The 22,473-nt window shown below is 71.9% G+C and carries 17 protein-coding genes and 1 riboswitch; of the genes, 14 read left to right on the top strand and 3 right to left on the bottom strand.

Annotated features, from left to right (window positions below):
• Window positions 1-12 precede the first annotated feature (12 nt).
• Window positions 13-1,167 carry a citrate synthase/methylcitrate synthase gene (locus ACZ6I1_RS14985; protein ID WP_469287163.1) on the top strand — a complete coding sequence of 385 codons (1,155 nt, stop codon included), beginning with the start codon at window positions 13-15 and terminating at the stop codon, window positions 1,165-1,167.
• A 14-nt stretch (window positions 1,168-1,181) separates the two neighbouring features.
• On the top strand, window positions 1,182-2,315 hold the full coding sequence (locus ACZ6I1_RS14980; protein WP_469287161.1) for a CobW family GTP-binding protein: 1,134 nt from the start codon (window positions 1,182-1,184) through the stop codon (window positions 2,313-2,315).
• On the opposite strand, the gene ACZ6I1_RS14975 is transcribed toward ACZ6I1_RS14980, so the two are convergent.
• A complete protein-coding gene (locus ACZ6I1_RS14975; protein ID WP_469287159.1) occupies window positions 2,312-4,366 on the bottom strand; it encodes a restriction endonuclease in 2,055 nt (684 codons plus the stop codon). The two genes, ACZ6I1_RS14980 and ACZ6I1_RS14975, sit on opposite strands and share 4 nt — an antisense overlap.
• A gap of 109 nt (window positions 4,367-4,475) precedes the next feature.
• On the bottom strand, window positions 4,476-6,932 hold the full coding sequence (locus ACZ6I1_RS14970) for a DNA gyrase/topoisomerase IV subunit A (protein WP_469287157.1): 2,457 nt from the start codon (window positions 6,930-6,932) through the stop codon (window positions 4,476-4,478).
• A 193-nt stretch (window positions 6,933-7,125) separates the two neighbouring features.
• Between ACZ6I1_RS14970 and ACZ6I1_RS14965 the strand changes: the two genes are divergently transcribed.
• The 4 genes from ACZ6I1_RS14965 to ACZ6I1_RS14950 all read left to right on the top strand — a co-directional run bounded on the left by ACZ6I1_RS14965 (window position 7,126) and on the right by ACZ6I1_RS14950 (window position 11,918).
• Window positions 7,126-8,475, top strand: coding sequence for a M16 family metallopeptidase (locus ACZ6I1_RS14965; RefSeq protein ID WP_469287155.1), 1,350 nt, complete (start codon window positions 7,126-7,128; stop codon window positions 8,473-8,475).
• A gap of 20 nt (window positions 8,476-8,495) precedes the next feature.
• On the top strand, window positions 8,496-9,863 hold the full coding sequence (locus ACZ6I1_RS14960; protein ID WP_469287309.1) for a M16 family metallopeptidase: 1,368 nt from the start codon (window positions 8,496-8,498) through the stop codon (window positions 9,861-9,863).
• 206 nt (window positions 9,864-10,069) lie between these two features.
• A riboswitch (cyclic di-AMP (ydaO/yuaA leader) is annotated at window positions 10,070-10,229 on the top strand.
• A 12-nt stretch (window positions 10,230-10,241) separates the two neighbouring features.
• Window positions 10,242-11,039, top strand: coding sequence for a M23 family metallopeptidase (locus ACZ6I1_RS14955; protein ID WP_469287153.1), 798 nt, complete (start codon window positions 10,242-10,244; stop codon window positions 11,037-11,039).
• Between the two features lie 201 nt (window positions 11,040-11,240).
• Entirely contained in the window at window positions 11,241-11,918 is a 678-nt protein-coding gene (locus tag ACZ6I1_RS14950) for a GntR family transcriptional regulator (RefSeq protein WP_469287152.1), read from the top strand.
• 264 nt (window positions 11,919-12,182) lie between these two features.
• Here the strand turns inward: ACZ6I1_RS14950 and ACZ6I1_RS14945 are convergent, their stop codons facing one another.
• On the bottom strand, window positions 12,183-12,464 hold the full coding sequence (locus ACZ6I1_RS14945) for an HPr family phosphocarrier protein (protein ID WP_362052369.1): 282 nt from the start codon (window positions 12,462-12,464) through the stop codon (window positions 12,183-12,185).
• 184 nt (window positions 12,465-12,648) lie between these two features.
• On the opposite strand from ACZ6I1_RS14945, the gene ACZ6I1_RS14940 reads away from it, so the two are divergent.
• The 8 genes from ACZ6I1_RS14940 (at window position 12,649) to ACZ6I1_RS14905 (ending at window position 22,418) form a co-directional block, all read left to right on the top strand.
• Complete coding sequence (locus tag ACZ6I1_RS14940) at window positions 12,649-15,453, top strand: bifunctional acetate--CoA ligase family protein/GNAT family N-acetyltransferase (RefSeq protein WP_469287150.1); 2,805 nt, start codon at window positions 12,649-12,651, stop codon at window positions 15,451-15,453.
• 52 nt (window positions 15,454-15,505) lie between these two features.
• The gene (locus ACZ6I1_RS14935) at window positions 15,506-16,105 is read left to right on the top strand and encodes a DUF5998 family protein (RefSeq protein WP_069924106.1); all 600 of its coding nucleotides are present in this window, start codon (window positions 15,506-15,508) and stop codon (window positions 16,103-16,105) included.
• Window positions 16,105-17,310, top strand: coding sequence for an alkaline phosphatase family protein (locus tag ACZ6I1_RS14930; RefSeq protein ID WP_469287147.1), 1,206 nt, complete (start codon window positions 16,105-16,107; stop codon window positions 17,308-17,310). Before ACZ6I1_RS14935 ends, ACZ6I1_RS14930 begins: the two co-directional genes overlap by 1 nt.
• 81 nt (window positions 17,311-17,391) lie before the next feature.
• On the top strand, window positions 17,392-18,042 hold the full coding sequence (locus ACZ6I1_RS14925) for a thymidine kinase (RefSeq protein ID WP_469287145.1): 651 nt from the start codon (window positions 17,392-17,394) through the stop codon (window positions 18,040-18,042).
• 217 nt (window positions 18,043-18,259) lie between these two features.
• On the top strand, window positions 18,260-19,222 hold the full coding sequence (locus ACZ6I1_RS14920) for a Gfo/Idh/MocA family protein (RefSeq protein WP_469287143.1): 963 nt from the start codon (window positions 18,260-18,262) through the stop codon (window positions 19,220-19,222).
• Entirely contained in the window at window positions 19,219-20,205 is a 987-nt protein-coding gene (locus ACZ6I1_RS14915) for a Gfo/Idh/MocA family protein (RefSeq protein ID WP_469287141.1), read from the top strand. The genes ACZ6I1_RS14920 and ACZ6I1_RS14915 overlap by 4 nt, the downstream gene beginning before the upstream one ends.
• A 340-nt stretch (window positions 20,206-20,545) precedes the next feature.
• Complete coding sequence (locus ACZ6I1_RS14910; protein WP_469287138.1) at window positions 20,546-21,172, top strand: FMN-dependent NADH-azoreductase; 627 nt, start codon at window positions 20,546-20,548, stop codon at window positions 21,170-21,172.
• Window positions 21,173-21,224: 52 nt separating this feature from the next.
• On the top strand, window positions 21,225-22,418 hold the full coding sequence (locus ACZ6I1_RS14905) for a cytochrome P450 (protein ID WP_469287136.1): 1,194 nt from the start codon (window positions 21,225-21,227) through the stop codon (window positions 22,416-22,418).
• Window positions 22,419-22,473: the final 55 nt, after the last annotated feature.

Here is a 22,473-nt window from a genome sequence, read left to right as displayed (position 1 = left end):
GATGGTCGGTGCATGAACACCACCACCGTTGCAGTGCCCCGCGGTCTTGCGGGAGTCGTGGTCACCGAGACCGAGCTCGGTGACGTCCGGGGCCGTGAGGGCTTCTACCACTACCGCCAGTACTCGGCCGTCGAGCTCGCCGGGAGCCGCAGCTTCGAGGACGTGTGGCACCTGATGTTCCGCGGCGCCCTGCCCGCCGACTCCGCCCGGCGCGCCGCCTTCGCCGCCGAGATCGCCCCGTTGCGCCGGCTGCCCGCCGACGTCCGCGACGCCCTCCCCGCCCTCGCCCGGGCCTCCGCGCTCTCCGGCCCGCTCGCCGGACTGCGGACCGCGCTCTCGCTGCTCGGCGCGTCCGCCGGATTCCGCCCGGTCTACGACCTCGACCCGGCCCGCCGGGCCGCCGACGCGCTGGCCGCATGCGCCGCCGTCCCGACCCTGCTGACCGCGCTGCACCGGCTGGGGCAGGGGCTGGAGCCGGTGGAGCCGCGCGAGGACCTCCCGTACGCCGCCAACTACCTGTACATGCTGACCGGCCAGGACCCGGACCCCGTCAAGGCCCGTGCGATAGAGCGGTACCTGATCTCCACCATCGACCACGGATTCAACGCCTCCACCTTCACCGCCCGCGTCATCGCCTCCACCGGCGCCGACGTGGCGGCCTGCCTGACCGGTGCGATCGGCGCGCTCTCCGGCCCGCTGCACGGCGGCGCCCCGAGCCGGGCCCTGGACACGCTGGACGCCATCGGCACCGTGGACCGGATCGGCCCGTGGATCCGCGAGCGGGTCCTGGCGGGGGAGCGGATCATGGGCTTCGGCCACCCCGTCTACCGCACCGAGGACCCCCGCTCGCGGATGCTGCGGGACATCGCCCGCGGGTTCGGCGGGCCCCTGGTGGAGTTCGCCGTCGAGGTCGAGCGCCAGGTCGAGCAGATCCTCGCCGAACTCAAGCCGGGCCGGGAACTGCACACCAACGTGGAGTTCTACGCGGGCGTGGTCATGGAACTGTGCGGGCTGCCGCGCGAGATGTTCACCCCCACCTTCTGCGCGGCCCGCGTCGTGGGCTGGAGCGCGAACGTCCTGGAGCAGGCCACCGACTCGAAGATCATTCGGCCCGCCGCCCGGTACACCGGGCCCACCCCGCCCCAGCCGGTCCCCGCGCCGGCCTGACTACGATCGGCCGGGTGAACAGCAGGCAGCCCATCCCCGTCGTCGTCCTCGCCGGATTCCTCGGATCCGGCAAGACCACCGTGCTCAACCACCTCCTCGCGCACCGTGCCGGCACCCGGATCGGGGTCGTCGTCAACGATTTCGGGTCGATCGAGATCGACGCCATGTCCGTGGCCGGCCAGGTGGGCGACTCGATGGTCTCCCTCGGCGGCGGCTGCCTGTGCTGCGCCGTCGACGGCAGCGAGCTCGACGCCTACCTGGCGAAGCTCGCAGGCCCCGAGCACCGCATCGACGTGATCGTCATCGAGGCGAGCGGGCTGGCCGAGCCGCAGGAGATGATCCGGATGCTCATGGCCAGCGAGAATCCCGCCATCCGCTACGGCGGGATGGTGGAGGTCGTGGACGCGGCGGAGTTCGAGGCGACCCGGGCCCGGCACCCGGAGACCGACCGGCACCTCGCCGTCGCGGACCTGGTCGTCCTCAACAAGACCGACCGGGTGGACGCCGCGGAACGGGCCCGGATCGAGGGCCTGGTGGCCGCCGCGTGCGCCCCGGGCACCCCGGTCGTCGGCGCCGACCACGGGCGGATCGACCCCGAGCTGCTCTTCGACCGGCGGCCGTGGACCGAGACCCGCGGACAGCTCTCTTTCGAGGACCTGCTCGCGGAGTCCGGGGACCACGACCACGACGACTGCTCCCACGCCCATGCGGCGTACGAGAGCCTCGAGTTCGTCTCCGAGCAGCCCCTCTCGCCGCGCCGGTTCATCGACTTCCTCGACCGCCGCCCGGCCGGGCTGTACCGGATCAAGGGCTTCGTCCACTTCGGCGTACCCGGGCACCAGGAGAGGTACGAGGTCCACGCGGTCGGCCGGTTCCTCCGCTTCGCCCCGGGGCCCTGGGGGCGGGGCGAGCCCCGGCTGACGCAGCTGGTCCTGATCGGCTCCGGCACCGACGGCCCGGGCCTGCTGCGCGAACTGGGGGCCTGCCGCGAGGAGGCACCGCACGAGCTCGGCCCCGAGAGCATGTGGGGGGTACTGCGGTACGTGGCCCAGCCCGCGGAGCCGGAGCCAGTGCCGGAGTCGGAGCCGGAGCCGGAGCTGGTGACGGAGCCGGAGCCGGAGTCGGAGAGCTGGGCTCCGGACGCCTAGGCGACCTCGACGCCGTACTCGCGCAGCAGGTCCTCCAGGCCGCCCCGGTAGCCCTTGCCGCCCATGACGAAGTCCCAGTCGCCGTTGGCCCGGTGCCGGAAGGACCCGAGGACGAGGGCGGTCTCGCCGGCCCGGCCGTCGGAGACCTCCAGCTGCCCGAGCTCCGAGCCGGCCGCGTCGAGGAGGCGGATCCGGGCGTCCGTGAAACCGGCGAGGTCGGCGTGCGGATCGGCCTCCGGGTCGATCGCGGCCACCAGGACCAGCCGGTCGGCCTCGCGGGGCAGGGCCTCGAAGGTGACCTCGAGCGCGGCCTTGTCGGGCGCCGTGTGGGCCCGGGTCCGCACCGAACCGTCGGGCGTCCGCGGGTTGTTGAAGAAGACGAAGTGGTCCTCGCTCAGCACCCGGCTGCCCGTGCAGACCAGGGCGCACACGTCGAGCGCGACCGCCCCCGACCAGGACATGCCGAGCACGTTGTGGTCCGGGGAGGGGGAGGGCTCCGGTGCCCGCTGGGCCGGGATGTCCGCGGGGGCGCCGCCCAGACGGCCCCGCAGCCCGTACTGGTGCAGCAGCTCCACGAGCCTGGCGCCGGGAACCAACTCCAGCGGCTTGCCGTTGGCAAAGGTGTACGACCCCGGCCCGAAGGACGCGGTGGTGACCAGCACCCCCTTGTTCGCCCCCTTGTCCTGGACCGTGCCGTACAGATCCCGCACCGCCGTGGGCGACACGGTGTTCCGGTAGCGCTTGACCTGCACCACGATCCGGCCGCCCGTGATCGGGGACGGGTCGTTCGCCTCGATGTCCACCCCGCCGTCGCCCGACCGCTGGGTGGTCAGCGCCTCCATGCCCATCGCCCGGAAGAGCTCCGCCACCAGGTTCTCGAAGGCGATCGGGTCCATCTCGAAGAGATCCGGCTCGTCCTGGTCGCCGCCCGCGTGCCCGCCGTGGCTGACGACCCCGCCGCCGACCTCGTCGGGCCTGCGCCCGGCCCGTACCGCGGTCAGCCGGTCGGGCCGCGCCGACAGCTGCCCGCGCAACCCCTCCACCAGGCAGTCCACCGCGCTGACCTGCTCCAGCCGCAGCCCCTCGAAGGCCGACCGGGCCGCCGACAGGGTGGCGAGCACGAGCTGTGCCTCCCGGCCCGTCACCGGATCGTGGCCGTCCACGAAGCCGTTGACCACCACCGAGTCCAGGGCGCCGAACTCGTCCGCCGCGTACAGCTCGTGCACCACCAGCAGTACGCACTGCGCCAGCAGGTCCCGGTAGACCGCACGCCGCTGCGTGGCCGGCCGGGCGGTCTCCTTGTCCTGGCCCGTGCTCGGCACGTACCGCACCGACTTGGTCTCCGGGACCACCTCGTACCCCGGCAGCTCCCAGTCCAGTACCAACTGGCGCGCTCCCGGGTCGTACGCGGCCACCACCTGCCGCGGCAACTGCTCGGGCCAGGCCGTGGACGCGTACAGGGCGGCCGAGAAGTACTCCACCACGGCCTCGGCGTCGCCCCTGCGCAGGGCCCCGGCGAGCGCGGTCAGGCCGGAGTTGTGGGCGCGGATCCCCGCCAGCTGTTCCGCGGCCCAGCGGTCGTACTGCTGCCGGTACGCCGCCAGCTGCTGCTGCCGCCGCGCCTCGGCGGCGTGCGCGGCCTGCCAGGCCTGCGCGTACCGTGCGTGTGCCTCGCGCTCCGCCTGGGCCCGCCGGTTCGAGCCGAGGGTCCAGCCCGCGCTCTGCTGCTGGAACTGGTGCAGCTGCGGCATCGGTACGGGATGCGCCAGCGTGCCCGGATCGAAGGCTTCGAGCTGCTCGGACCGGACCAGCCCGGCCATCCGGAACGCCGGTGCCCGGCACCCCGCGGCCAGCAGGCCCTGCAGGGCGGCGACTTCCGCCTCGATCTGCTCCGTACGCCGCCGGGCCTCGGCCTCGCGGTACTGCCGGTCGGCGGCCCGCTGCTCCCGCCGCCGGCGCTCCGCCTCCCGCTGCTGGATCAGCTGCGTCTGCTGCATCCGGCGCTGGGCCTCCGCCCAGTCCCCGATCACTCCGCCCGAGCGACGACTCATCAGCTCTGTTCTCCCCGCCCCACCCACCAGTGCCAAGAGGGAAAACACTAGTCGCCCTTGGGGCGGTACGTCCCCCGTGGGGCGTACCGCCCCAAGGGCGACGTCCGTCCTAGAGCGCGCCCCCGGCCAGGGCCGCGACGGACGCGGGCAGCGCGGTACCCGAGCCGTCGCGGCGCGGGTCCACGGCCGGCAGCTCGGCCGGAGTGCCGTTCGCCGTCGCCGCCCGGACCGGCGCGTTGCCCGCCCAGGCCAGCACCAGCACGTCCTCGCCCTTCAGGAACCGCTGGCAGCGCACGCCGCCGGTGGCGCGGCCCTTGCGCGGGTACTGGTCGAAGGGGGTCAGCTTCCCGGACAGCACCGAGTCGTCCAGCGTCCCGTGCGAACCCGCGACGGTGAACACCATCGCGTCCCGGGCCGGGTCGACGGCCGAGAAGTGGATCACCTTGGCGTTCTCGGACAGCTTGATGCCCGCCATCCCGCCCGCCGGGCGACCCTGCGGGCGCACCTGCGAGGCCGGGTAGCGCAGCAGCTGGGCGTCGTCGGTGAGGAAGACCAGGTCCTCCTCGCCCGTGCGCAGCTCGACCGCGCCGACGATCCGGTCGCCCTCCTTGAGGGTGATGACCTCCAGCTCGTCCTTGTTGGCCGGGTAGTCGGGGACGACGCGCTTGACCACGCCCTGCTCGGTGCCCAGGGCCAGGCCCTGCGAGGCCTCGTCCAGCGAGGTCAGACAGATCAGCTTCTCGTCCGCCTCCAGTCCGGAGAGGAACTCCGAGACCGGGGCCCCGCCCGCCAGGTTCGGCGCGGAGTGCGTGTCCGGCAGCTGCGGCAGGTCGATCACCGACAACCGCAGCAGCCGCCCGTACGAGGTGACCGCGCCCACGTCGGCGCGGGCGGTCGCGGCGACCTGCGAGACGATCAGGTCGTGCTTGGCGCGGGGGCCGCCCTCCTCCTCGGGCAGCGCCTCGCCGGTCACGGTGCGCGCCAGCAGGCCCGTGGAGGACAGCAGCACGCGGCAGGGGTCGTCCGCGACCTCCAGCGGGACCGCCCCGACCGCCGTGCCCGCCGACTCCAGCAGGACCGTGCGGCGCTCGGTGCCGAACTTCTTGGCGACCGCCGCCAGTTCCGAGGAGACCAGCTTGCGCAGCTCGGTGTCGGAGTCCAGGATCCCGGTCAGCTCGTCGATCTCGCCGGTCAGCCGGTCGCGCTCGGACTCCAGCTCGATGCGGTCGAAGCGGGTGAGCCGGCGCAGCGGCGTGTCCAGGATGTACTGGGTCTGGATCTCGCTCAGCGAGAAGTGCTCGATGAGGCGTTCCTTGGCCTGGGCGGAGTTGTCGCTGTCCCGGATGAGGCGGATCACCTCGTCGATGTCGAGGAGCGCCACCAGCAGGCCCTCGACCAGGTGCAGACGGTCGCGGCGCTTGCCGCGGCGGAACTCGCTGCGCCGCCGGACGACCTCGAAGCGGTGGTCGAGGTAGACCTCCAGCAGCTCCTTGAGGCCGAGCGTGAGGGGCTGCCCGTCGACGAGGGCCACGTTGTTGATGCCGAAGGACTCCTCCATCGGCGTCAGCTTGTACAGCTGCTCGAGCACGGCCTCCGGGTGGAAGCCGTTCTTGATCTCGATGACCAGGCGCAGGCCGTGCGAGCGGTCGGTGAGGTCCTTGACGTCCGCGATGCCCTGGAGCTTCTTCGAGCCGACCAGGTCCTTGATCTTCGCGATGACCTTCTCGGGGCCGACCGTGAAGGGCAGTTCTGTGACGACCAGGCCCTTGCGGCGCGCCGTCACGTTCTCCACCGCCACCGTCGCGCGGATCTTGAAGGTGCCGCGGCCGTTCTCGTACGCGTCCTTGATCCCCGAGAGGCCGACGATCCGGCCGCCGGTGGGCAGGTCGGGACCCGGGACGAAGCGCATCAGCGCCTCCAGGTCCGCGTGCGGGTAGCGGATCAGGTGGCGGGCGGCCGCGATGACCTCGCCGAGGTTGTGCGGGGGCATGTTCGTGGCCATGCCGACCGCGATCCCGGACGCGCCGTTGACCAGCAGGTTCGGGTAGGCGGCGGGCAGTGCGACGGGCTCCCGCTCCTGGCCGTCGTAGTTGGCGGTGAAGTCGACGGTGTCCTCGTCGATCGACTCCGTCATCAGTGACGTGGCGTCGGCCATCTTGCACTCGGTGTAACGCATCGCGGCCGGCGGGTCGTCGTTGCCGAGGGAACCGAAGTTGCCGTGGCCGTCGACCAGCGGAAGCCGCATCGAGAAGGGCTGGGCCATGCGCACGAGGGCGTCGTAGATCGACGCGTCGCCGTGGGGGTGGAGCTTGCCCATGACCTCGCCGACGACACGGGCGCACTTCACGTAGCCGCGGTCGGGGCGCAGACCCATCTCGTTCATCTGGTACACGATGCGGCGGTGCACCGGCTTCATGCCGTCGCGGGCGTCGGGCAGGGCACGGGAGTAGATCACCGAGTACGCGTACTCGAGGAAGGAGCCCTGCATTTCGTCGACGACGTCGATGTCGAGGATCTTCTCCTCGAAATCCTCCGGCGGCGGGGTCTTCGTGCTGCGGCGGGCCATCGCTGCGCGGCTCCTTAACCAAGAATGAGTGTGCTGGGGGGTCTGACGCGGACCATTGTGGCCCGAGGCACCGACAACCCGGACTCCGACCCCGGGGGGTGACCCGGGAACTTATCCGGTCGTCGACGCGCTTGCATACAGTGGCAGGTCTGACGGAAATCTCTGCATCGCGTATCGAAGGGACCACATGCCCATGGGTCACACGGCCACAGCCCAGGCCGGCTCCGGCGGCCTGACAGCGACCGAGCACCGGCTGGCCAACGGCCTGCGCGTGGTGCTCTCCGAGGACCACCTGACCCCGGTCGCCGCGGTCTGCCTCTGGTACGACGTCGGCTCGCGTCACGAAGTCAAGGGGCGTACCGGCCTGGCTCACCTCTTCGAGCACCTGATGTTCCAGGGCTCGGCGAACGTACCGGGCAACGGGCACTTCGAGCTGGTCCAGGGGGCCGGAGGCTCCCTCAACGGCACCACCAGCTTCGAGCGCACCAACTACTTCGAGACGATGCCGACCCACCAGCTGGAGCTCGCGCTGTGGCTGGAGGCGGACCGGATGGGTTCGCTGCTGGCTGCCCTGGACGAGGAGTCCATGGAGAACCAGCGCGACGTCGTCAAGAACGAGCGCCGCCAGCGGTACGACAACGTCCCGTACGGCACCGCGTTCGAGAAGCTGACCGCCCTCGCCTACCCCGAGGGCCACCCGTACCACCACACGCCGATCGGCTCCATGGCCGATCTGGACGCCGCCTCCCTGGAGGACGCGCGCACCTTCTTCCGTACGTACTACGCACCCAACAACGCGGTGCTGTCGATCGTCGGCGACATCGACCCGCAGCGCACGCTCGCCTGGGTCGAGAAGTACTTCGGCACCATCCCCTCGCACGACGGCAAGCAGCCGCCCCGGGACGGTTCGCTGCCCGAGGTCATCGGCCGCGAGCTGCGCGAGGAGGTCGTCGAGGAGGTCCCGGCGCGTGCGCTGATGGCCGCCTACCGGCTCCCGCACGACGGCACCCGCGAGTGCGACGCCGCGGACGTGGCGCTGACCGTGCTGGGCGGCGGCGAGTCCTCGCGGCTCCACAACCGCCTGGTGCGCCGCGACCAGACGGCCGTCGCGGCCGGGTTCGGCATGCTGCGGCTGGCCGGGGCGCCCTCGCTGGGCTGGCTGGACGTCAAGACCTCCGGCGGGGTCGAGGTCCCCGACATCGAGGCGGCCGTGGACGAGGAGCTCGCGCGGTTCGCCGCCGAGGGCCCGACGGCCGAGGAGATGGAGCGCGCCCAGGCGCAGCTCGAGCGCGAGTGGCTGGACCGGCTGAGCACGGTCGCGGGCCGGGCCGACGAGCTGTGCCGCTTCGCGGTGCTCTTCGGCGACCCGCAGCTGGCCCTGACCGCCGTGCAGCGCGTCCTCGACGTGACCGCCGAGGAGGTGCAGGCCGTGGCCGCGGCCCGGCTGCGCCCGGACAACCGCGCGGTGCTGGTCTACGAGCCGCTGGCCGGCTCCGACGAGTCCGCCGAGAACGACGACGAGAACGAGGGGGCGGAGCAGTGAGCGACACCGCAGCCGTCACGATGACCTTCCACCCGCGCCCGCAGGCCGGGGAACCGCAGCCGTGGGCCTTCCCGGCCCCCGACCGCTCGGTGCTGTCCAACGGCCTGACCCTGCTGCGCTGCCACCGCCCGGGACAGCAGGTGATCGCGGTCGAGGTCAACCTCGCCGCCCCGCTGGACGCCGAGCCCGAGGGCCTGGACGGCGTGGCGACGATCATGGCCCGCGCCCTGTCCGAGGGCACCGACAAGCACTCCGCCGAGGAGTTCGCGGCCGAGCTGGAGCGCTGCGGCGCCACCCTCGACGCGCACGCCGACCACCCGGGCCTGCGCGTCTCCCTGGAGGTCCCGGCCTCCCGGCTGCCCAAGGCCCTCGGCCTGCTCGCCGAGGCCCTGCGCGCGCCGGCCTTCGCCGACGCCGAGGTCGACCGGCTGGTGCGCAACCGGCTCGACGAGATCCCGCACGAGCTGGCCAACCCGCAGCGCCGCGCCGCCAAGCAGCTCTCCAAGGAGCTCTTTCCGGCCACCCTGCGCATGTCCCGCCCGCGCCAGGGCACCGAGGAGACGGTCGCCCGGATCGACTCCGCGGCCGTACGCGCCTTCTACGAGGCCCACGTACGCCCCGCCACCGCCACCGCGGTGGTCGTCGGCGACCTGACCGGCATCGACCTGGACGCGGTCCTCGCGGACACCCTGGGCACGTGGACGGGCGACACCGCCGAGCCGCTCCCGGTGCCTCCGGTGACCGCCGACGACACGGGCCGCGTGGTCATCGTGGACCGGCCCGGCGCCGTCCAGACGCAGCTGCTGATCGGCCGGATCGGACCGGACCGGCACGACCGGGTCTGGGCGGCCCAGGTGCTCGGCACGTACTGCCTGGGCGGCACCCTGACCTCCCGCCTGGACAAGGTGCTGCGCGAGGAGAAGGGGTACACCTACGGCGTGCGCGCCTTCGGCCAGGTGCTGCGCTCCACCGCCGACGGCAGGGGAGCCTCGATGCTGGCCATCAGCGGCTCGGTGGACACCCCGAACACCGCCCCGGCGCTCGACGACCTCTGGAAGGTGCTGCGCACGCTGGCGGAGGGCGGCCTGACCGAGACCGAACGGGACGTGGCGGTGCAGAACTTGGTGGGCGTGGCCCCGCTGAAGTTCGAGACGGCGGCCTCCGTCGCGGGCACCCTGGCCGACCAGGTCGAGCAGGAGCTCCCGGACGACTACCAGGCGCAGTTGTACGCGCAGCTCGCCGAAACCGGCACGGTGGAGGCGACTTCGGCGGTCGTGAAGGCCTTCCCGGCGGACCGCCTGGTCACCGTGCTGGTGGGTGACGCGGCGCAGATCGAGGAGCCGGTGCGGGCCTTGGGGATCGGACCGGTGAGCGTCGTCACCAACTGACGGCCTCCGTGCGGCCGAACGGCCGCACGGCGAGGGGCCTCGGCGGGCTTGTCCGCCGGGGCCCCTTTTGTCCGTTTAGTGGAGAGGTTGCTTTTATGTGGTGTGGCGTACGCAACAAAAGGGCGTGTCTGTTTGGCGATTGACTGATGATCCGCCTAGCGTCACCCGTGCTGTCCGTCAGTTGTACCCGCCGCATCCGCGGCACCGGGCAGCGATCGCCGAGTCCCCGTCAGGCGCGAGCCTGGGGAGCCGGGGGCCCACATCAGTCCCTGGGGTGAATCGGACCGCCTCGCAAGAGGAGGTCCGTAGGAGACCTTCCTGCTCCGAACCCGTCAGCTAACCCGGTAGGCGAGAGGGAAGGAAAGGATCAGCCCCTTCATGGCGTTTGGCAGTCGTGCCGCCGGTAAGCACCGTGGTTCCAGTCGTCTGAGCCGCAAGACCGCCGGCTACGCCGGCATAGCGGCCCTCGCCACCACTGGTGTCGTCGGCTCCCTCGCCGCCCCGGCCTTCGCCGCGGACAACGGCAACACCCACTCCGCCCCGGACAACGCGCTCGGCGCGGTCGTCGTCTCCGACGATCTCGCGGGCGACATCGAGGACCAGGCCGCGTCCCAGCGGCGTGCCGCCGAGCACGCCGCCGCCAAGGCGCAGGCCGAGGCCGACGCGAAGCAGCGGGCCGCCGAGGCCAAGCGCCTCGCCGAGGCCAAGGCGAAGGCGGAGCGCGAGGCCGCCGAGCGCGCCGCCCGCGAGGAGGAGCGCAAGCGCCTCAACACCTTCGTCTCCCCGCTCGACAGCTCGTACGTCAGCACGCAGTACAAGGCGGGCGGCGGCATGTGGTCCTCCGGCAGCCACACGGGCATCGACTTCCACGCCGCCTCCGGCACCTCTGTCCGCGCGGTGGGCGTCGGCGTCGTGGTCGAGGCCGGCTGGGGCGGCGCCTACGGCAACAACGTCGTGATCAAGCACAACGACGGTACGTACACCCAGTACGGGCACCTGTCCTCGCTGAGCGTCTCCGTCGGCCAGCAGGTCACCCCGGGCCAGCAGATCGGCCTCTCGGGCTCCACGGGCAACTCCAGCGGCCCGCACCTGCACTTCGAGGCTCGCACCGGTGCCGACTACGGCTCGGACATCGACCCGATCGCGTACCTGCGCTCGCACGGCGTCAGCCTCTGACCGCACCCCAGCGCTTCACCGAAGGCCCCGGCTCCCCGAGCCGGGGCCTTCGTGCTGCTCCACCGGAAACATGTTTGTCATTTCCGGCCGCTCTCGGAAATTATCGTGTGTTGCAATAGAGTCGCAGCACGCGCATGCGCGGCTTTGATGTGCGCGGCATTGGCATGGCGGTTGAATATCGGAAATAGCGGAGGTCCGGTCTTGCGTATTCCCGCGCACGCGGTATGCACAGCGATCCGCGACGACATCGTCTCCGGGGTCTTCGAGCCGGGCGGCAGGCTGACCGAGGAGGTGCTGGCCCGCCGGTACGGAGTGTCGCGGGTCCCCGTGCGCGAGGCGCTGCGGACCCTGGAGTCCGAGGGGTTCGTGACCACCCGGCGCCACGCGGGCGCCTGTGTGGCCGAGCCGACCGAGCAGGAGGCCGCCGACCTCCTCGAGGTGCGGATGCTGCTGGAGCCCCTGGCGGCCGCCAGGGCGGCCCGGCGGCGCACCGAGGCCCACCTGAAAGTGCTCCGCGGGCTGGTCAGGCTGGGTCAGGAGCGGGCCAGGCGGGGCCAGGGCGAGGACTTGCGCTCCCTGGGCGGCTGGTTTCACGAGACGCTCGCGCAGGCCTCCGGGAGCCCGGGCCTGATCGCGCTGCTCACGCAGATGCGGCACAAGCTGGCGTGGATGTACGTGGTGGAGGCGCCGGCCCGGCCGGTGGACTCCTGGGCGGAGCACGGGGCGATCGTGGACGCGGTGGCGCGGGGGGACGCGGAGCGGGCGCGGACGCTGGCGGCCCTCCACGCCGACCGGGCGGCGGGCGCGCACCGGCTGCGGGTGCGGGTGGCCGTGAGCACTTCGCAACCTGCCGTAAACATGCCGAGCGGCCGTCATTAACAGGGCCCGTATACAAAGGGACGGAAGGAGCGGTATTCGTGCGCCGCTGCCGCCCTTTTTCGTGATCGGTTCGGCCCCGGCGGGCTGAATTGTGCGCCGAATTCCCGAGGCGTCGAATTCACCCGCGTACATGTGCGTAGACGTGCGTCCACGCGAAAGCCGCGGCGCCCCGGATGGCGGGGGCCGCGGCTTTCGCGTGCGGGCCGAGCGGACCGTGTGGGTCGCTGCGGTGTGACGGTCGACGGAGGTGTCGAACCCGAAGGGTCAGACGGTCTCGGGGAGCTCCTCGAGCCCCTCGGCGACCAGCTTCGCGAGGCGGTCCAGCGCCACCTCGGCGCCTTCGGCGTCGGACGCGAGGACGATCTCCTCGCCGCCCTGGGCGCCCAGGCCCAGAACCGCCAGCATGGAAGCGGCGTTGACGGGGTCGCCACCGGCCTTGGCGATGGTCACCGGGACGCCGGAGGCGGTCGTCGCACGGACGAAGATCGAGGCGGGACGAGCGTGCAGGCCCTCGGCCCAGCCGACGTTGACGCGGCGCTCTGCCATGGTGATGCCCTTCAGGTGCTAACGGTTGTCTAGACCAGTCTCTCACGACGCCCGGAATGCTCCGACCGGCCTTCGGTCCGGATCCTCCGCCGTTCGACCTTCCCCAGCTTGCATCGTTTTGCCCCAGTGTGCCCGATGCGCCGCGCGCACGCTGCCAGGCGGTTTCCGGCCGTAAGGTAGGCCCATGACCACCGAGTCGGACCCCTCGTACCCGGCCCACTGGGAGGCGGACGTCGTCCTGCGCGACGGCGGCACCGCCCGGATCAGGCCCATCACCCCCGCCGACGCGGGCCGACTGGTCAGTTTTTACGAGCAGGTCTCGGACGAGTCGAAGTACTACCGCTTCTTCGCCCCTTACCCCCGGCTCTCCGACCGCGACGTGCACCGGTTCACGCACCACGACTACGTGGACCGGGTCGGCCTCGCGGCGACCATCGGCGGGGAGTTCATCGGCACGGTCCGCTACGACCGCATCGGCGCCGACGGACGGCCCGCCTCCGGTCCCTCCGACGAGGCCGAGGTCGCCTTCCTGGTCCAGGACGCCCACCAGGGCCGCGGGGTGGCCTCCGCCCTCCTCGAACACATCGGCGCGGTGGCCCGGGAGCGCGGCATCCGCCGGTTCGCCGCCGAGGTGCTGCCCGCCAACACCAAAATGATCAAGGTGTTCACGGACGTCGGCTACCAGCAGAAGCGCAGCTTCGAGGACGGCTCCGTCCACCTCACCCTCGACCTCGAACCGACCGCCGAATCCCTCGCCGTCCAGCGCGCCCGCGAACAGCGCGCCGAGGCCCGCTCGGTACAGCGGCTGCTCGCCCCCGGATCGGTCGCGGTGATCGGAGTCAGCCGCTCCGGCGCCGGCGTGGGCGCCGCCACCCTGCGCAACCTGCGCGACAGCGGCTTCCACGGCCACCTCTACGCCGTCAACGAGGAGGTCACGCGCGACCTGCTCGACGGCGTACGGGCCTACCGCACGATCGAGGCCATCGGCGCACCCGTCGACCTGGCGGTGATCGCGGTTCCGGCGGACCGCGTCCCCGAGGTGGTCGCGGCCTGCGGCGAACACGGGGTGCAGGGGCTCGTGGTGCTCTCCGCCGGGTACGGGGAGAGTGGCCCGGCCGGACTCGCCCGCCAGCGCGAACTCGTGCGCCAGGTCCGCTCGTACGGGATGCGGCTGATCGGCCCGAACGCCTACGGGGTGATCAACACCGCGCCGGAGGTGGAACTCAACGCCTCGCTGACGCCGGCGCCGATGCCTATGCGCGGCCGGACGGGCCTGTTCACGCAGTCCGGGGCGATCGGCATCGCCCTGCTCTCCGCCCTGCTGCGCCGCGGCGAGGGACTGTCCTCCTTCGTCTCCGCCGGCAACCGCGCCGACGTCTCCGGCAACGACATCCTCCAGTACTGGTACGACGACGAGGCCACCGACGTCGCGCTGCTCTACCTGGAAACCCTGGGCAACCCGCGCAAGTTCACCCGCCTCGCCCGGCGGACGGCAGCCGTCAAGCCGGTGGTCGTCGCCAAGGGCGGCCGCCACACCCCCGCCGGACACGTGGTCCCGGACACCAGGCTGCCGGACGCCACCGTCTCCGACCTGCTGCGGCAGGCGGGCGTGATCCGCGTCGACACGGTGACGGAGCTGGTGGACGCCGGGCTGCTGCTGGCCTCGCAGCCGCTGCCCGCCGGACCGCGCGTCGCGATCCTCGGAAACTCCGAGTCCCTCGGTGTCCTCACCTACGACGCCTGCCTGACCCAGGGCCTGCGGCCGCTGCCGCCGATCGACCTGACCACCGCGGCCTCGCCCGAGGACTTCCGTACGGCGCTGTCCGCGGCGCTGGCCTCCGACGACAACGACGCGGTCGTGGTGACCGCGATCCCGTGGGTCAACGAGCAGGATCCCGCGGACGACCTCGCCGATGCGCTGCGCGCAGCGGCGGCCGGGCACGCGGGCAAGCCGGTGGCGGTCGTCCACGTCGAACTCGGCGAACTGGCCGAGGCCCTGTCCGGCGGCTCCGCCCCCGACCCCGGCCCCGTGACGCCGTACGGGCCGCCGGCGCCGCTGCCCGGCGACCCCGCCGCGCCGCCCGTCGAGGCGCCGGACCGGGCAGAGCGGGGGCCCGGCACCACGATCCCGAGCTATCCCGCCGCCGAGCGGGCCGTGAAGGCCCTCGCCGAGGCCGTCCGGTACGGGCAGTGGCGGCGGGCCAACGCCGAGGCCGGGCACGTCCCCGAGTTCGAGGACATCGACGAGCCCGGTGCCGCCGCCCAGCTGGCGCGGCTGCTGGCCGACGTCGACGGCGGAGCCGTGCTCACGCTGGCCGAGTGGGACGCCCGCGAGCTGCTCGCGCGGTACGGGATCCTCGTCCTGCCGGCCCTGCCCGCACCCAGCCCCGACGCGGCGGTCCGCGCCGCCGGGATCCTCGGCTACCCGGTCGCCCTCAAGACCACCGCCCCGCACCTGCGCCACCGCGCGGACCTGGGCGGCGTACGGCTCGACCTCAGGGACGAGGCCGAGCTGAGGCGCTCGTACGCGGACCTCACCGCGCTGCTCGGGAAGCCGGCGGAGCTCCAGCCGGTGGTCCAGACGATGGTGCCCCGCGGGGTCGACACGGTCGTCCGCTCCGTCATCGACCCGGCCGCCGGCGCCGTCCTCTCCTTCGGGCTGGCCGGCGTCGCCTCCGAACTGCTCGGGGACACCGCCCACCGCCTGGTCCCGGCCACCGACCGGGACGCCGCCGGACTGATCCGGTCCATCCGGACCGCCCCCCTCCTCTTCGGCTGGCGCGGCAGCGACCCCGTCGACACCGCCGCCCTGGAGGAGCTGCTCCTGCGGCTGTCCCGGCTCGTGGACGACCACCCCGAGGTGGTCGCGGTCTCCCTGGAGCCCGTGGTCGTCGCCACCGAAGGGCTCTCCGTGCTGAGCGCCACCGTCCGTGTCGCGCATCCGCCCGCCCGCGGCGATCTCGGCCCGCGGACGCTTCCCAGTTACTGAGCGGATCCGGGCGGCGGCCGGGATGCCCCGTACGGGCCTTAGGATGGACCTCATGGCGAAATCCGGTACGACGACCCAGGGGCTGCGCACGGCGATCGAGCGCAGCGGCTACTACCCGGCCCTCGTGGCCGAGGCCGTGGAGGCCGCGGTGGGCGGCGAGCCGATTTCGTCGTACCTGGTCCACCAGGAGACGACCTTCGACTCCAACGAGGTCCGCCGCCACGTCACGGTGCTGGTCCTGACCGGCAACCGCTTCATCGTCAGCCACACCGACGAGCAGGCCGCGGACGCCGGGTCCCCGTCCCCGTACGCCACCACCTCCACCGAGTCGGTCAAGCTCTCCAGCATCTCCTCCGTGGTGCTCAGCCGCGTCGTCGCCAACCCGGAGTCCTACACGCCCGGCACGCTGCCCCGCGAGGTCGTCCTGACCATCGGCTGGGGCGCGGTCTCCCGGATCGACCTGGAGCCGGCCGCCTGCGGCGACCCGAACTGCGACTCCGACCACGGCTACACCGGCAACTCCACCGCCGACGACCTCAGCCTGCGGGTCAGCGAGGCGGGCGACGGCCCGGAGGCGGTGCGCCAGACGCTGGTCTTCGCGCAGGCGCTCTCCGAGGCCACGGCGGCCACGTCCTCTCCTTCCGCACGCTGATGGCCTACCCCGCGGCGCAGAACTGGCAGGACGAGCCGGAGCTGCTCGATCTCGCGACCGCGCCCGTCCCCGAGTACGGCACGGGCTCGCTCGCCGACCTGCTGCCCACCCTCGCGGCCGGCCAGGGCGTCCCCGGCTACTCCGCCGCCATCGCGGAGCTGACCCCCGCCGACCGGAACTGCGTGTTCCTGGTCGACGGCATGGGCTGGGAGCAGATCAAGGCCCACCCGGACGAGGCCCCGTACCTGACCTCCCTGCTCGGCAGCTCGCGCGGCGGCACCGGCCGCCCGGTCACCGCGGGCTTCCCGGCGACCACCGCCACCTCGCTGGCCTCGGTCGGCACCGGTCTGCCGCCCGCGCGGCACGGGCTGCCCGGCTACGCCGTGCGCAATCCGGCCACCGGCGAGCTGATGAACCAGCTCCGCTGGCAGCCGTGGACCTCGCCGAAGCCCTGGCAGCCGTACCCGACCGTCTTCCAGCAGGCCGACAAGGCCGGGGTGCACACCGCGCAGGTGTCCTCGCCCGCGTTCCAGACCACCCCGCTCACCAAGATCGCGCTGTCCGGCGGCACCTTCCACGGGCGGATGACCGGCGAGGAGCGGATGGACCTCGCGGCGATCCAGCTCGCCGCCGGCGACCGCTCGCTCGTGTACACGTACTTCAGCGAGCTCGACGGCGCCGGCCACCGCCACGGCGTGGACTCCGACGCCTGGCGCGGCCAGCTGATGCTGGTCGACCGGCTCGTCCAGCGCCTCGCCGAGCAACTGCCGCCCCGTACCGCCCTGTACGTGACCTCGGACCACGGCATGGTCGACGTCCCCTTCGACGAGGACTCCCGGATCGACTTCGACGAGGACTGGGAGCTGGGCGCGGGCGTGGCCCTGCTCGGCGGCGAGGGCCGGGCCCGGCACGTCTACGCGGTGCCGGGCGCCGAGGCCGACGTGCTGACGGTGTGGCGCGAGGTGCTCGGCGACCGGTTCTGGGTCGCGAGCCGCGAAGAGGCCCTGGAACTGGGCTGGTTCGGGCCCCCCGGCGAGTGTGACGAGCGCGTGCTCCGCCGGATTGGCGACGTGGTCGCGGCCGCCCAGACCGATGCGGCGATCACCGCTTCCCGCAACGAGCCCAACGAGTCCTCCCTCGTCGGCATGCACGGCTCCATGACCGCGGCCGAGCAGCTCGTCCCGCTGCTCGAGATCCGCACCTGACCGCCAGCTCTCCCTCCCTCCCTCCCTTCCACAGCGTTCCACCTCCCCCGCCGCCACGACCGGAAAGGTCCCGTACTTCCCATGCCCGAGCTGGTGTTCTTCTCCGGAACGATGGACTGCGGAAAGAGCACTCTGGCTCTGCAAATCACCCACAACCGCTCGGCGCGCGGCCTGGTGGGCGTGATCTTCACGCGGGACGACCGCGCGGGGCAGGGCAAGCTCTCGTCCCGGCTCGGCCTGGTGACGGAGGCGGTCGAGGCGACCGAGGGCATGGACCTGTACGGGTACCTGGTGAGCCAGCTGTCCAAGGGCGGCAAGGCCGACTACGTGATCGTGGACGAGGCGCAGTTCCTGGCCCCGGAGCAGATCGACCAGCTGGCGCGCATCGTGGACGACCTCGACATGGACGTCTTCGCCTTCGGCATCACGACGGACTTCCGCACCAAGCTGTTCCCCGGCTCGCAGCGGCTGATCGAGCTGGCGGACCGGATCGAACAGCTCCAGGTGGAAGCCCTGTGCTGGTGCGGAGCCCGGGCCACCCACAACGCCCGGACCATAGACGGCGAGATGGTCGTCGAAGGCGCCCAGGTGGTCGTCGGCGACGTGAACCGCCCCGCGGGGGAGATCGGCTACGAGGTCCTCTGCCGCCGCCACCACCGCCGCCGCATGACCTCGACCGCGGCCCACGCGGGCGCCCTCTCCCCGGACGTCCTGCCGGTCAACCACGTCTGACCGGCCTCCCCGAAGCAGCGCCCGGCCGGGACGACTACCCACGCTGGTGATGGTCCCGGCGCGCCCCGCGGGCGAGACTGGTCGGACTTCAGACGTGCTGGGCGTCGGCCGCCGTGCCGGGCCTGTGTCCGGCCGACGGCTCCCGTAGCCGGGTCGTCTGTCAGGGCGATCGGGAAGAAAGGCTGGGGATGCCATGCGGCAACTTGAAGTAGCACTGATGGGCGCGGGACTGATCGCACGCTTCCACCTGGACGCGTGGACCACGGTCGGGGCGTCCGTGCGCGTCCACTCCACCGACGGCCGGGCCGAGGAGCTCGCCCGCGAATTCGGTGCCACGGTGGTCGGTTCCCTCGAGGAAGCGCTCGACGGCGCGGACGTCGTGGACATCTGCACCCCGACGAGCACCCACCACGAGATCGCCATGAAGGCCATCGCCGCGGGTGTGGGCGTGGTGTGCGAGAAGCCGCTGGCGAGCAGCACCGCCGAGGCCGAGGAGATCGTCGCCGCCGCGGAGCGGGCCGGCGTACGGCTCTACCCGACCCACAACGTGCGGTTCGCCCCCGCGTACGGCCGCCTCCACGAACTGGTGGCGGAAGGCCGCGTGGGCACGGGCACGGTCGCCCGGTTCACCGTGGCCGGCTACCACCCGCGGCCCTGGACCGGCAACGCGCCCGCCCGGACGGGCGGGATCGTGACCGATCAGATGCTGCACGGAGTCGACCTGGCCTACTGGGTCTTCGGGGACGTCGTGCGGGTGCACGCCTACTACCAGGGGGAGATCGCCGCACCGGCCCCCACCGGAGCCGTCGCGATCGGAACCGTCGTGCTCACCCACGCCAGTGGCGCCATCAGCCAGGTCGTCAGCCGGTGGATGGCGACGCCGGTGCCCCCCTACCGCCTCACGTGTCACGTCTCCGGTACGGGCGGGACGGTGCTCTACGACTCCGAATGGCCCCAGGAGATCCAGGTGTTCGGCGGTACCGGCACGGACTTCGGGCACTTCGGGGAAACCCCGTTCGTGTCCATGATCCGCGAGTTCGCCCAGGGGTTCACGGGCGGTCCCGAGCCGCGGCTGGGGCCGCGGGACGGACTGGCCGCCATCCGCATCACCCAAGCCGCGGCGGAGTCCGCGTGGACAGGACGTGCCGTGGAACTGACCGCGCAGGGGGTCGCCGCATGAAGGTCGCCGTGTTGTCGTTCGCCCAGGAGCGCGCCGCGGCGTACGCCCGGCTGTTGCGCGACATGCCCGGGGTCGACCTGATCATCGCGGACCCGGGCGGTTCGCCGGGCGATCCGGCCCGGGGCCAGGCCATGGCCGCCGAGCTGGACGTGCCGTACGCGGGCAGCTGGGACGAGGTGTTCGCGCTGCGCCCCGAGGCGGTGGTGGTCACGAGCGAGGTCGCCCGCCGGCGCGAACTGGTCGAGCGGGCCGCCGGGGCCGGGGCGCACGTGCTGTGCGAGCAGCCGATGGCGGCCACGGAGGCGGACGCCCAGGCCATGGTGCGCGCCTGTGAGGACGCCGGGGTACGGCTGACGCTCGCCTCACCGGTCTGCTTCAGCCCCGCGTTCACCGCCGTACGCGACGGGCTCGCCGAGGGGGAGCCCCTCGGCAGGCTGACGACCATTCACGGGTCGTACAACAGCCCTGCGACCGGGAAGCCGGAGGACGGCGGGGCGCTGGGCGCCAACGCGGCGGTCCTCCTCGACATGGTGGACGCGGTGCTCGGCGGGGAGCCGGCGGAGCAGGTGTACGCGCAGGCGAACAGCGTCCTGAGTGGGGAGCCCGGCGTCGAGAGCGCGGCGCTCGTCTCCGTGCGCTACGCGAGCGGGACGGTCGTCTCCATCGACTGCAGTTGGAGACATTCGGCGAACCAGTCGGCGGCGGGCGGACCGGCCATGACCTTCATCGGCGAACGGGCGAGCGCGGAGTTCAACGCCCGCCCGCGGCTGCTCGGCGTGTTCGACGCCGCCTCGGGCAGTGAGCGGTGGGAGGCCGGCGGGGGCGACCTGGACGCGGTCATGCTCGCCGCGTTCGTCGCCGCCGCCGGCGAGGGACGGGGCGCCGGACCGGACGGCGCAGCCGGGGTCCGTACGCTGCGGATCATCCGGGCGGCGCGCGCATCGGTGCAGACGGGCCAGCCGGTCGACCTGGCCTCTGCCTGACCGAACGAGCCCGGCCTTTCGGCCTGACCGTTCGGCCAGGCCCGTCGAGCCGCCGCCGCTTTCCGGAGCGGCGGCGGCTCGCGCGTTCAGCGGTGTCGAATTCCCGCTGTTCTGAAGGAATTTCCCGGAACGACTCGAGATCCGCTATCGAGGAGCTCGAAGTGAGCGGCCTTACCGGCCAGTCCCTACCAGGCTGAGGGATGCCGTGCCGACATGGCCGGATCTAGTGTGGGTTCAGAGGATCGAAGACCGCACCGTCGCGACGAATTCGACGAATCGAAGAACTGTCGCGGGACGCGTAGACCTACATTTCTTCTTCAATCGGTAAGGGGACTCCGGGATGTCGCACCTCCTGCACATTGACTCGAGCATCGGCACTGAATCCGTATCGCGAAAGCTGTCGGCCTACTTCGCCGAGGAGTGGCGTGCCGGCCACCCCGGCGGCGGATACACCTACCGCGACGTCGTGGCCCACCCGATTCCGCACATCACGCACCCCGTGCACCAGTCCCTCGTCTACCCGGACGGTGACCACGGCCAGAGCGAGCAGGAGCGGGAGCTCACCGAGGCGATCACCAACGAGCTGCTCGCGGCGTCGGTCGTGGTCCTGGGCGTTCCCATGCACAACTTCTCCATCCCGTCGACCTTCAAGGCGTGGCTGGACCGTGTCGTCCACCCGGCGCACATGTCCATGCCGGGGAAGACCAGCCCGCTCAGCGGGAAGTCGGTCGTGGTCATCCAGGCGCGCGGCGGTTCGTACGCGCCCGGCACCCCCCGCGAGTCCTTCGACTTCCAGGAGCCCTACCTGCGGGCCGTTCTGGAGTCGGTCGGTCTCGGAGAGGACCTGACGTTCGTGACCGCCGAGCTGACGATGGCCGCGTCCGTTCCGCAGATGGAGCAGTTCAAGCCGCTGGCCGAAGCCTCCCTGGCGACCGCGTACGAGACCCTCAAGAAGCTGGCCGAATAGGCCCGGTGGGGTCTACGGGGCTACTGACACAATCTCGAGTGAGAAGGATTCCATGAGCGACGCAATTTCCTTCGAGGACCATTGGGCGCGGACCCATCAGTTCGATCCTCCTGCGATATTCGACTCGCTGCGTGAAGAACGTCCGCTCGCGAGAATGGTCTACCCCGACGAGCACGTCGGCTGGCTCACCACCAGCCACGAGCTGGCCCGCAAGGTCCTCAGTGACCCGCGGTTCAGCCACACCATGGAAACCTGTCACTTCCCGACGACGCACTGGGGCGAGCTGACGCCGAACTCCCCGGAGATCCCGGGGATGTTCATCTACATGGACCCGCCCAACCAGACCCGGTACCGGCGTCTGCTGACGGGCGAGTTCACCGGCCGCCGGGCGAGCCAGATGACGTCGCGCGTCGAGGTCATGGCCGACGAGCAGATCAAGGCCATGCGCGAGCACGGGGGAACCGCCGATCTGGTGGAGGACTTCGCCGAGCCGCTCGCACTGAAGGTGGTGTGCGAGGTGATCGGCCTGCCCTACGAGGAGCGGGACCGGTTCGCGCACGCCCCGAAGATCCTGCACAACCCGGAATCGAAGATGGAGGAGGTCGGCCCGGCCTACGAGCAGGCGCTCACCTACTTCTTCGAGCTCATCGAGCGGAAGCGGAAGCAGCCTGAGGACGACATCCTCAGCCGCCTCATCACCGACGGGCAGCTGACCGACGAAGAGCTGTGCAACATGGTCGCCCTGCTGCTGTTCGCGGGCTTCGGGACCACGGGGCCGGCCCTGGCCGTGAGCGCCTTCGCCCTGCTGCACCACGAGGACCAGATGGCGGAGCTCCGCGCGGACCCGTCCAAGCTCGACGGCGCGGTCGAGGAACTCCTCCGCTACATCACCATCAACCAGTACGAGATCTTCCGCACCGCGACGGAAGACGTCGAGCTGAACGGTGAGCTGGTCAAGAAGGGCGACACCGTCACCGTGTCGCTGCCCGCGGCCAACCGCGACCCGGCCAAGTTCGAGTGCCCCGCGAAGCTGGACATCGACCGCGACACCTCCGGCCACATGTCGTTCGGCTACGGCGTCCACCAGTGCCTGGGCCAGAACCTGGCGCGCGTCGCCCTGCGCGTCGGACTGTCGGCCCTCCTGCGGGAGTTCCCCGACCTGCGGCTGGCCGTCGATTTCGACGACGTGCCGCTCAGCCTCAAGGGCTCCGTCTTCGGGCTGAAGAGCCTGCCCGTCTCCTGGTAATTCTTCCTCGTTTTTCTCGAAAGGAACTGCGGCATAGTGCGCACCGACCTGATCA

The sequence above is a fragment of the Streptomyces sp. NPDC046303 genome (assembly GCF_055588085.1).
This window is presented reverse-complemented; position numbering and strand designations above follow the sequence as displayed.